1 protein-coding gene is annotated in these 567 nt (G+C 58.6%); it reads right to left on the reverse strand.

Features of this window, described 5'->3' with window-relative positions:
- On the reverse strand, window positions 1-398 hold a 398-nt coding region (locus tag J5M58_RS25975; RefSeq protein ID WP_207880184.1), incomplete at its 3' end, for a hypothetical protein.
- Window positions 399-567: the final 169 nt, after the last annotated feature.

Consider the following 567-nt stretch of genomic DNA (forward strand, 5'->3'; position numbering starts at 1 on the left):
TCCCGGGAGGTGGGATTGAGCCGCGCCGGTTGTCGTTCCGTGCGCTCGATATCGAACAGATTGGGCACGTGTATGAGGGCCTGCTCGACCATACGGCCAAACGCGCAACTTCCCCAGTACTGGGGTTCAGGGCGAGCGCTGGCGACGAGATTGAGATTTTGCTGGACGAGCTCGAAAAACACGCAAGCCTCGGTGAGGACGACCTTATTGCGTTCCTGAAAGAAAAAACAGGACGCACGTCTGCCGCAATACGCCGAGCGCTCGTGCAGGCTAGCAGTGCGAATTTGCTTTCGCTGCAATCGGTTTGTAGCGCGTCGGATGGTCTCTACGACCGCGTCAAACGATACGCGCTTCTGCTTCGCGAGGACAGCAGCGGCTATCCTGTCGTTGTACAGCAAGGTAGCGTCTATGTCACTTCCGGCTCTGACCGTCGCAGCACTGGGACGCACTACACACCTAGAACCCTTACTGAGTCAGTAGTGGCGACTACATTGGTGCCGCTTCTCTACGAGGGGGTAGACGGGGGAGCAGAGCCAAGCCCTGAGCGGCTAAAGGCACCGGCGGAAA

Source organism: Pseudomonas sp. 32_A (assembly GCF_017490905.1).
Taxonomy (GTDB): domain Bacteria; phylum Pseudomonadota; class Gammaproteobacteria; order Pseudomonadales; family Pseudomonadaceae; genus Aquipseudomonas; species Aquipseudomonas inefficax.